This is a genomic window from Microbacterium sp. B19, assembly GCF_000333395.1.
GTDB lineage: Bacteria > Actinomycetota > Actinomycetes > Actinomycetales > Microbacteriaceae > Microbacterium.
In genome coordinates this window covers 1-9,874 of the sequence record NZ_BADA01000042.1, presented here as the reverse complement: position 1 = coordinate 9,874, position 9,874 = coordinate 1, and the positions used below count along the sequence as shown (strand labels likewise).

General features: G+C 70.5%; 7 protein-coding genes and 2 pseudogenes. 1 reads left to right on the top strand and 8 read right to left on the bottom strand.

Annotated elements, in window-relative coordinates; all coding sequences use genetic code 11:
- Positions 1–27: 27 nt before the first annotated feature.
- From I5G_RS01525 to I5G_RS01505, 5 genes are all read right to left on the bottom strand, one after another.
- Positions 28–1,188: a serine hydrolase gene (locus tag I5G_RS01525; protein ID WP_022877476.1), complete on the bottom strand. Its 1,161-nt coding sequence runs from the start codon at positions 1,186–1,188 to the stop codon at positions 28–30.
- A complete protein-coding gene (locus I5G_RS01520) occupies positions 1,185–2,141 on the bottom strand; it encodes a hypothetical protein (RefSeq protein WP_022877475.1) in 957 nt (318 codons plus the stop codon). Before I5G_RS01520 ends, I5G_RS01525 begins: the two co-directional genes overlap by 4 nt.
- Positions 2,142–2,171: 30 nt before the next feature.
- The gene (locus tag I5G_RS19995) at positions 2,172–2,996 is read right to left on the bottom strand and encodes a carbohydrate ABC transporter permease (protein ID WP_083896516.1); all 825 of its coding nucleotides are present in this window, start codon (positions 2,994–2,996) and stop codon (positions 2,172–2,174) included.
- Entirely contained in the window at positions 2,993–3,964 is a 972-nt protein-coding gene (locus tag I5G_RS01510; RefSeq protein WP_022877474.1) for a carbohydrate ABC transporter permease, read from the bottom strand. The genes I5G_RS19995 and I5G_RS01510 overlap by 4 nt, the downstream gene beginning before the upstream one ends.
- Positions 3,964–5,322 (bottom strand): ABC transporter substrate-binding protein, encoded by a 1,359-nt coding sequence (locus I5G_RS01505; RefSeq protein ID WP_022877473.1) that lies wholly within the window; start codon positions 5,320–5,322, stop codon positions 3,964–3,966. The genes I5G_RS01510 and I5G_RS01505 overlap by 1 nt, the downstream gene beginning before the upstream one ends.
- A gap of 178 nt (positions 5,323–5,500) precedes the next feature.
- On the opposite strand from I5G_RS01505, the gene I5G_RS01500 reads away from it, so the two are divergent.
- A complete protein-coding gene (locus I5G_RS01500) occupies positions 5,501–6,517 on the top strand; it encodes a LacI family DNA-binding transcriptional regulator (RefSeq protein WP_036325644.1) in 1,017 nt (338 codons plus the stop codon).
- Positions 6,518–6,611: 94 nt separating this feature from the next.
- On the opposite strand, the gene I5G_RS01495 is transcribed toward I5G_RS01500, so the two are convergent.
- From I5G_RS01495 to I5G_RS19985, 3 genes and pseudogenes are all read right to left on the bottom strand, one after another.
- Positions 6,612–8,294: a glycoside hydrolase family 13 protein gene (locus I5G_RS01495; protein WP_022877472.1), complete on the bottom strand. Its 1,683-nt coding sequence runs from the start codon at positions 8,292–8,294 to the stop codon at positions 6,612–6,614.
- A gap of 33 nt (positions 8,295–8,327) precedes the next feature.
- A pseudogene (locus I5G_RS19990) lies at positions 8,328–9,240 on the bottom strand (carbohydrate ABC transporter permease).
- Positions 9,237–9,874, bottom strand: a pseudogene (locus tag I5G_RS19985) (carbohydrate ABC transporter permease); the annotation flags it as partial. The pseudogenes I5G_RS19990 and I5G_RS19985, both read right to left, overlap by 4 nt.

The window sequence follows — 9,874 nt, the reverse complement described above, 5'->3', positions numbered from 1 at the left end:
TGACCCCTCACGCCTGAAGCCGCCGGCTCAGCCGAGCGCCTCCCGCAGCGCCTCGACGATGCGCGTCGCGCGCGGGTCCTCGGACTCCATGCGGTTCGTCACGAACGCGAAGCCGACGCGGGCGTCGAGGTCGGCGAAGGCGACCTGCCCGCCGGCGCCGTCGTGCCCGACGCTGCTCGGGCCCAGGTAGCGGCGCGCCTCGGAGTCCAGCTGCATGCCCGCTCCCCAGCGGGGCCACGGCGCCGGAGCGTCGAAGACCGGGGCGCCCGACGTGCGCTCGCGCCCCGCCTCCCGCACCGTCGCGTCGTCGAGGAGCCGCACGCCGTCGGTCTCGGCCACGGTCGCCGACCACATCGCGGCGAGCGCGCGGGCGGTCGCGATCCCGCCGGCGCCGGGGATGACCGCGGCGCGGACGTCGTCGGCGTTGAATCCGTCGTCCTCCGTCACGAGGGTGGGCGGCAGCGCGCCACCGAGGGTCATCGCCCGGTCGAGCCAGTCGACGCCGTGGGGGTCTCGCGCGGCGGCCTGAGCGGCGACGCCCGCGGCGAGGGTCGGTCCCACCTCGAGGTGGGCGACGGATGCCGCGACCTCCGCCGGCATCCCGAGCCAGGCTCCGCCGCCGACCGCGTCCGCCATGTCGCCGAAGGCGGCGGAGATCCCGACTCCCCCGGCGCGCCGAACGATCTCGCCCGAGATCCAGCCGTGCGTGAGCGCGTGGTACGCCCACCCCTCGCCGGGCGTCCACAGGGGCGCCTGCGCCGCGATGATCGCGGACACCGCGTCGAAGTCGAGCAGCTGCGCGCGGCTGACGTCGACGCGCGGGGCCGAGACGCCGGCGCGGTGCGCGAGCGCGTCGCCGACGGTCACGGTGTCCTTCCCCTCGACGCCGAATTCCGGCCACAGCTCGGCGAGCGGACGGTCGTAGTCGAGGCGACCGGATGCCACGAGCCGGGCCGCGAGGACCGACATCAGGCCCTTCGTGCACGAGAACACCACGGTCGGGGTGTCGCGGTCCCACGGGCGGCCGTCGCGGGAGTCGGCGGTGCCGCCCCACAGGTCCACGACCTCGCGCCCGTCGACGCGCACCGACAGGGCACCGCCCATGCCCGGGTGAGTCTCGAACGCCGCGCGGAACGCCTCGGCGACCACCTCGAATCCGGATGCCGCGAACCCCTGCACCGAGGTCATCGGACGAGCTCCGTCACCACGAGGCGGTCGCCGTCCCAGGCCACCGGCAGCGGGTCGGACAGGGTGCCCACGAACGCGCCGTCCGCGGCGACGTTCTCGAACGCCAGCAGCACGGGTCGGCCGTCGGCGTCCTCGGCGATCCGGCCGCTGTACAGGTTCTCCGGCGCCATGAGCGTCGCACGGCCGACGTCGTACGGGCCGCGCGGGTCGTCCAGCGCCACCGCCCAGATGCCTCCGCGCTCACCCGTCCGGTCGCCGGCGAGGTGCGCCGAGTCGCACGAGAACACCAGCGCCCACCGCCCCTCGACCTGCACGACCTGCGGCACCTCGAGATGCGCGAACCCCGCGCCGGGGGTGCTGCGCGGCGGCCGCACCTCCCACCGCACGAGGTCCGGCGACCACGCGTGTCCGAGGACCCCGCGGTCGCGCCCCGGACCGTCGACGGCGCGGGCGGTGACGAGCATGTGCCAGCCGTCCCCGTCGGGATCCGCGAACACCCACGGGTCGCGCCACGCCTCCTCGTGCCAGGTGCCGGCGGCGAGCGTCTCGTACCAGCGCGGGTCGGCCGCGACCACGACGGCGGGGTCCTTCCCCCACTCGGTCAGATCCCGCGAGGTGGCGGCGAGCACCGTCTCGACGTTGGTGATCCGCCCCGGCTCGAGGAACCGCGACCCGGTGTAGAACATGCGCCACCCGGCCGCTTCCTCGACGATGCTGCCGGTCCAGGTGGCCGTGGCATCCGGAGCCTCTCCCCCGGCCGGCTCGAGCACCGTTCCATGCACGGTCCACGAGCGCAGATCGCTCGAGGTCGCGTGCCCCACCGTGGCGTTGCGGTGCCGCAGATCGGGGTCGCCGAGGCTCGTCGGCGCCTGCAGGAAGAGCATGTGGTGGGTGTCGCCGTCGCGGGCGAGCCAGAAGTCCCAGACCCAGTGGTCGGGCAGCGTGAACGTCATGATGTCCGTTTCGGAAGGAGGGTCGGGCGCTCAGCCCTTGACGGCGCCCTGGACGAGCGCACGGATGAACTGCCGCTGGAAGACGAGGAAGAGCAGCACGGCCGGCGTGATGATGATGAGCGCGCCCGCGTTCAGCAGGGGGATGCTGAGCGAGTACTGCCCCTGGAAGAAGGTGAGCGCGCCCGCGACGGTCCGCTGCAGCGGGTCGGCGATGAGGACGACCGGGAGCAGGAACTGGTTCCAGGTCCAGATGAACAGCAGGATCGCGAGGGCCGAGAGCGCCGGCGTCGCCAACGGGAGCTGGATGCTGCGGAACTCGCGCCACAGCGATGCCCCGTCCACGCGCGCGGCCTCGGACAGTTCGCGCGGGACGTTGATGAAGTGCGCGCGCATCCAGAACACGCCGAACGGCATGTACAGGCCGATCAGGGGGAAGATCACGGCCCACGGGGGTTCACGGTGCCCATCGACTGCGCCTGGTAGTACAGCGGGATGATCAGGGGCTCCGACCGGGATCGTGAGGCCCAGCACGAAGAAGACGAGCACTCCGCGGCCGAACCGCACCTGCAGCGAGCCGAGCGCGAACCCGNCCAGGGTCGCGGCGACGAGACTCACGGGCACGACACCGAGCACGATGACCAGGCTCGAGCCCATGAGCTGCCACACGTGACCGGTCTCGAACGCCGTGGCGAAGTTGCCCCACTGCGGGTCGGTCGGCCACGTGAGCCCGGTCGGGTTGCGGTCGGCGGGCTGCAGCGCCGCCGAGAACATGCTGATCAGGGGCAGCAGCGTTACGATCGCCGCGACAGCGAGGAGGACGGTTCCGAGGACGCGCTCGGTGCGGCTGGCGATCACGAGTCACTCGCTCTCGAGAGGCGTTGGATGGGGAGCACGACGACGAGGACGAGCACCATGAGCACGATGCCGAACGCCGAGGCCAGGCCCACGTCGCTCTGCGTGAAGCCGATCCGGTAGATCGACAGACCGGGCACGAGGGTCGCGCGGCCGGGGCCGCCCTGCGTCGAGGTGTAGATGATGTCGAAGCTCGACAGTGCGGCGATCACGGTGACGGTGACGAGCACCGCGATCTCCTGCCGCAGGCCCGGCAGGGTGATGGTGAAGAACTCCCGCCACCAGCCGGCGCCGTCGAGCCGGATCGCCTCGTACAGCGAGACGTCGATCTTGCCGAGTCCGGTGAGCAGCAGCACGGTGCACAATCCGGTGAGGACCCACGAGCCGATGAGGCCCACAGCGGGAAGAGCCGTGCCGTAGTCGGCGAGCCACGGCCGGGTGATCCAGCCGAGCCCGACCCAGCCGAGGATCTGGTTCACGGCACCGGTCTGGGCGTACATCCACGACCACGCGATACCGGCGGCGGCGAGCGGGATGATCTGCGGGAGGAACAGCACCGTCTGCGCGGTGGCCGCGAAGGCCTTGTACCGGATGCCACGGATCAGTGTCGCGAGCACCAGCCCGAGCCCCACGGGGATGATCGTGAAGAACGCGATGAGCACGAACGCGTTGCGGATCGCGCCGAGCAGGTCGGGGTCGGTGAAGACGGTGAGGTAGTTGCCGAACCCCACCCACTTGGCCACGCCGATGCCGTTCCAGTCGTAGAACGAGTACTGCACACCCTGGAACAGGGGCCAGATGACGAACGCGACGTAGAAGCCGAGCGCGGGGACGAGGAGCAGCCAGCCGGCGAGGGTGGCCCGGCGGGCCACTGCGCGTGCAGCGGCCCGCCGGGGCGGTGCGGTCGTCGTCGCCGGGTCGGCGGCGTCTGAGGGAGGGGCCGCCGCGACGGCGACCGCACGATCGGTCATTACTTGCCGACCTCGCTCTCGTAGAACTTCTGCACGCGGTCGACGAAGTCCTGACCGGTGATCTGGCTGGTCACCAGCAGCTGCGACTCGGGGATGATCGAGCCCGCGTAGATGCCGGCGGTGGTGTTGGCCATGAAGTCGACCTGGCCGTTCTCGGCGCCGATCTGCGCCGACATCTTCAGCGCGTTCTCGATGAGGGAGCCGGGCTGGACGGTCGGGAGCGCCAGGCTCGGGTCGCCACCGGGAGAGGCGCCCGTGACGTCGACGATGATCTGGCGCGCCGCGGGGTCGGTGTGCACCCAGTTGAGGAAGTACACGATCTCGTTGAGGTGCTTCGACTTCGCCGCGACCGAGAACGAGTTGGCCGCTCCCATGGCGACGTGGTCGGCGCCCGCCTCGGCCGGCGGCACCAGGAAGAAGCTCACGTTGTCGCCGAGCGCCTTCTGGTAGTTCGCGGCCTCCCAGTTGCCGTTGAACGTGAACAGACCCTCGCCCGCGGAGAAGCGGCTCGTGAAGGTGAAGTAGTCGATCGCGTTGATGTCGGACGGGAAGTACCCGGCATCCGCCCACTTCCGGATGAGCTCGGCGCCCTGGACGTTGCCCGGCTCGTCGTAGCGCGCGCCCGGCTCGTTGAACATCCACGACAGGAACTGGTCCTTGTCGACGTACTGGTTCATCGCGGCCTGCACGACGAAGTTCACCACGCCGTCCTTGTCGCCCGCCATGATCGGCAGGATGCCGGCGGCCTTCGCCTTGGCCATGTCGGCCTCGAGCTCGGCCAGGGTCTGCGGCGGGGCGGTGATGCCGAGCTGCGACGCGAGGGTGTCGTTCATGTAGATGCCGGTGATGCTGTAGCCGAGGCCGAGCTGGTACAGCGACCCCGACCCGCGGATGCCGTCCTCGCTCATACGCAATGGGGCGAGCTGCGACGCCGGCCAGGCGTCCCAGCCGTACGCGTCGAAGTAGGGGTCGAGGTTGGCCACGAGTCCGTCCTTGACCGTGTCTCCGAGCGTGGGGAGACGGATCAGGTCGGGAGGGGTGTCGCTCGCGAGGAGCTTGGGGGCGTTGGCCGTGAGGTTCTGGAACGTGTCGCGCGTGATGGTGAACGTCACGTTCGGGTGCTGCTTGGTGAACTCCTCGGTCAGCTTGTCGGTGACGGGGAATCCGGTCTCGTCGGCGATCGTGAGCTGGACCGGGTCGCTGGTGAGTTCGGTGCTCACGTCGGTCGCGGCGGCGGTCTGCGGCGCGGCGGCGCCGGGGGCGCAGCCGGCGAGCAGGGCGCCGGTGAGGCCGGCGATCGCCGCGAGCGCGAGGGGCGCGACGCGACGGGTTCGCGGGCGCGGGGTACGGGTGGACATGTCGACTCCTTCGTCTGTGCTGCGAGTACCCGAACGGGGTGTTCCTGGTGCGATCCTCCCTGCGGTACAGTGCTGAAAGGATTTAGCAGGGCTATTTACGCAGACCGCTTCGGCCCTGTCAAGATTCGACGGAAGATCGTTACCGTCGGCACCGTCGCCGACGAGCCGGGAGGTGGGCATGGTCAAACGCGTCACGCTGAGCGATGTCGCGCGCCGTGCGGGACTCTCCCCCTCCGCGGCATCCATGATCCTCAACGGTCGACCCGACACCCGGCTCTCGCGCGACGCGCACGAGCGCGTCCTGGCCGCCGCCGCGGAACTCGGGTACCGCCCCAACGTCGCCGCCCGGGCCCTGCGGACCCGCACCTCGCACACGATCGGGTTCGTCTCGGATCTCGTCGCCACCACCCGCTTCGCGAGCGGTCTCATCAAGGGCGCGCTCGGCGCGGCCGAGGCCGCCGGGCACGTCGTGCTCGTCGCCGAGACGGGCGGCGAGCCCGAACGCGAGGCCGAGGCCGTGTCGGCGCTGCTCGATCGGCAGGTGGACGGGGTGATCTTCGCCTCGATGCGGGCGCGGGAGATCCTCGTCCCGCCGATCCCCGCCGGCGTGCGGGCGGTCATGCTCAACGCCACGAACGAGGTCCACGGCTGCAGCGTCCTGCCCGACGAGGAGACGGGCGGGCGTCGGGCGATCGAGCTGCTGAGGGATGCCGGCATCCGCGACGACATCCTGCTCCTCGGCTACGACGCCGAGGCCGAGCGCGACCTGTTCCGCTCGGCGACGGTCGCCGCCCGCCTGCGCGGGATCTACGACACGATGGCACGCGAGGGCATGACCTTCTCCCGCGAGGAGTCGATCTGGCTGTGGGAGCCCGATCACGGGCACGAGGTCACGGCGCGGGTGCTGGCATCCGGTCCCCCTCCCCGGGCGATCGTGTGCCTCAACGACCGTCTCGCGTTCGGCGCCTCGCAGGCGCTCGGCGAGGCCGGGCTGCGGGTGCCGGACGACGTGGCGCTGGTCTCGTTCGACAACGACGAGCTGGCCGCGTACCTCCGCCCGGGTCTGACGACGATCGGCCTGCCGCACGAGGCGATGGGCCGCCGCGCCGTCGAACTGCTCCTGGCCCCCGACGGCCCTCCCCCCGGCGAGCACCTGGTGGAGATGCCGGTGGTGGTGCGGGCATCGCTCCCCTGACGCCCAGGCCCGTTGAGTGTCCAAGACACGCCGTATGCGGCCGGAGCAATACGGCGTGTCTTGGACACTGAACAACAGAGGGGGATGCCGGGGGCTACGCGCTCCGCAGCCAGGCGGACGCCTCGCCGGGCAGCGCGCCTCCCGCGACGGGCAGGCTCGACAGCAGCACCTCGCCCACGGGGAGCGCCACCGGCTCGGTGCCGAAGTTCGTCACGACGGTCCAGCCGTCGGGACGGGCGAAGGCCACCACGTCCTCGCGGCCGAGGTCGAGCCACTCCAGCTCCTCGGCGGTCTGCAGCTCGTGCCGCAGATCGAGGGCGCGGCGGTACAGCGACAGCGTCGAGGTCGGGTCGCCGTCCTGGCGGTCGACGGCGTACGCGGCGAACCACTCCGGCTGCGGCAGGTGCGCCCCGCCCGCGCCGAAGCCGAAGGCGGCGTCGGACGCGGTCCACGGCAGTGGGACGCGGCATCCGTCCCGCCCGATGTCGACCCCGGGGCTGCGGAAGAACGTCGGGTCCTGGCGGTCGGCGTCGGGGATCTCCGCGACCTCGTGCAGGCCGAGTTCCTCGCCCTGGTACAGGTACGCCGAACCCGGCAGGCCGAGCACGAAGAGCGCGGCGGCGCGGGCGCGGCGGTCGCCCCGCTCGGTGTCGAGCGCGGGCTCGGTGCCGCCGGAGAGCAGCCACTCGTTGCCGTGCTTGAGCGTCGGGCGACCGTCGGCACCGCGCTCCGCGTCGGGCAGGCCGTAGCGCGTGGCGTGGCGGACGACGTCGTGGTTCGACAGCACCCACGTCGTCGACGACCCCGACTGCGCGGCCAGCGCGAGGTTGTCGGCGACGATGCGACGGAACTGGCCCGCGTCGAAGTCGGCCTCGAGCAGGTCGAAGTTGAACGACTGCCCCAGGCTCTCGATGCTCGCGTACAGCGGCACGCGCGAGGGGTGCACCCACGCTTCGGCGACGGCTGTACGGGGCGGGTCGTAGGAGTTGAACACCGCGCGCCACTCCGCGTACACCTCGTGCACGTCGTCGCGGTCGAGGAGCGGGTGGTTGCCGTCCTGGGGCAGGGAGGCGAGTTCCGCGGCGGACGGCAGCGGCTCGCTGAGGTCCTTCGTCAACATGTGCGCGACGTCGATGCGGAAGCCGTCGACCCCGCGGTCGCTCCAGAAGCGCAGGGTCTTCACGAAGTCGGCGCGCACCTCGGGGTTCGCCCAGTTCAGGTCGGGCTGCGAGACGTCGAAGTTGTGGAAGTACCACTGTCCGTCGGCGACGCGCTCCCACGCGGAGCCGCCGAACACGGACTGCCAGTCGGTCGGCGGCTCGGAACCATCAGGTCCGGTGCCCTCGCGGAAGATGTACCGGTCGCGCGCCGCGGAACCGCGGCCGGCGGCGAGCGCCTCCTGGAACCAGGCGTGGTCGTTCGAGGTGTGGTTCGGCACGATGTCGACGACGACCCGGATGCCATGGGCGTGCAACTGCGCGATGAGCTCGTCCATGTCGGCCAGGGTCCCCAGGCGCGGGTCGACGTCGCGGTAGTCGGCGACGTCGTACCCGCCGTCGGCGAGCGCCGAGGGATAGAAGGGGCTGAGCCAGATGGCATCCACCCCCAGTTCGGCCAGGTACGGCACCCGCGAGGTGATGCCGGGGATGTCGCCCAGTCCATCGCCGTTGCTGTCGGCGAAGCTGCGCGGATACACCTGGTACACCACGGCCTGGCGCCACCAGTCGGGGGCGTCGGAGAGCTCGCGGGCGTGCACGGAGGGTGCGGTGGTGGTCACGTACGGGTTCCTTTCGGAAGTCGAGGTCGGGGGTCAGCCTTTGACGGCGCCCTGCGTGACACCGGCCATCACCCATCGCTGGGTGAAGAGGTAGGCGACGATCGCGGGGGCCATGGCCATGAGGTAGGAAGCGAAGGCGACGTTGTAGTTGTTGCTGAACTGCGTCTGGAACAGGTTCTGCCGCACGGGGAGGGTCTGCAAGGCCGGATCGCTGATGATGAGCGACGGCATCATGAAGTCGTTCCAGGCGTACAGGAAGGCGAAGATCCCGACCGTCGCGCTCATCGGGGCGAGGAGCGGGAAGATCAGCCGCCAGAAGGTCTGCCACGTCGTCGCGCCGTCGATCCGCGCGCTCTCCTCGAGTTCGAGCGGGATGGAGCGCAGGAACGCGGTGAACAGCAGCACGCTGAAGCTCAGCTGGAACATCGTCGCGAGGATGATCACGCCGAACGGGTTGTCGAGGCCCGACCCGACGGTTTAGCTGGATCTGCGGCAGCGCGACGACCGGGAACGGGATGAACATCGCCGCGAGCAGGTAGAAGAACGAGTACCGGAAGAGCTTGCGGTCCCAGTTGCGGGCGATCGCGTACGAGGCGAAGGCCGCGAGGACGATCGTCGCGACCACGGTGCCGGCGGTCACCAACAGCGAGATCGCGAGGCCGACGGGGAACTTCGTCAGCGTCCACGCCTGCACGAATCCGTCGAAGCTGATCGGCGTCGGAAACGAGAAGGCGTTGCCGTCGACGACCTGCGCCCCGGTCTTCAGCGCCATCGTGATCGAGACGTAGAGGGGCAGCAGCACCGTGACGGCGCACAACACCAGGACGGTGGTCGCGGACCAGTTGATGCGCTCGGTGCCCACGCGCCGGATGCCGGAGCGTCGGCGCGAGGGGACGGAGAGTTCGGCCTGCTCGAAGGTGAGCGCCGGCTGATTCACAGCGGTCATGAGAGGGTGTTCCTTCCCCGGGTGAGCGAGAGCTGGAGCAGCGAGATCGCGACGGCGACGACGAAGAAGAGGGCCGCGTTGGCCATCTGGTAGGCGTAGTCGCCGCCGTTGAAGCCGAGGATGATCGACATCGCGACGCTGCGGGTCGAGGTACCGGGCCCACCATTGGTGAGACCGACGATGATGTCGTAGGCGTTGAGGAAGCCTTTGAAGCCCAGGATGACGTTGATGACGACGTAGCCGGCCACGAGCGGCAGCGTGATCCGCAGGAGCTGTTGCGTCTTGCTCGCGCCGTCCAGCCCCGCCGCCTCGTACACGTCGCCGGGCACCGACAGGAGCCCTGCGATGTAGATGAGGAGGGTGCCGGGGATGGCCTGCCACGCCGTCACGATCACGATCGCGACCCAGGCGAGGTCCGGGTTGGCCAGCAGCGAACTCTCCAGCCACGGGATGCCGAGGGCGGTCCCCGCCTGTGGCAGGGAGTTGCTGAAGAGGAAGTTGAAGACGTAGGCGATGATGATGCCCGAGATCACCATCGGGATGACGAAGACGGTGCGCAGCGCCTTTTTGAAGCGGATCTGCGCGGTGAGGCCCACCGCGAGCAGGAACGCCCGCGATGTTGACGATGATGACC

What these genes read in the sequence shown, in the direction of transcription:
- I5G_RS01525 (WP_022877476.1), bottom strand. Translation starts at nt 1,188, where the DNA reads ATGACCTCGGTGCAGGGGTTCGCGGCATCCGGATTCGAGGTGGTCGCC.
- I5G_RS01520 (WP_022877475.1), bottom strand. Translation starts at nt 2,141, where the DNA reads ATGACGTTCACGCTGCCCGACCACTGGGTCTGGGACTTCTGGCTCGCC.
- I5G_RS01510 (WP_022877474.1), bottom strand. Translation starts at nt 3,964, where the DNA reads ATGACCGATCGTGCGGTCGCCGTCGCGGCGGCCCCTCCCTCAGACGCC.
- I5G_RS01505 (WP_022877473.1), bottom strand. Translation starts at nt 5,322, where the DNA reads ATGTCCACCCGTACCCCGCGCCCGCGAACCCGTCGCGTCGCGCCCCTC.
- I5G_RS01500 (WP_036325644.1), top strand. Translation starts at nt 5,501, where the DNA reads ATGGTCAAACGCGTCACGCTGAGCGATGTCGCGCGCCGTGCGGGACTC.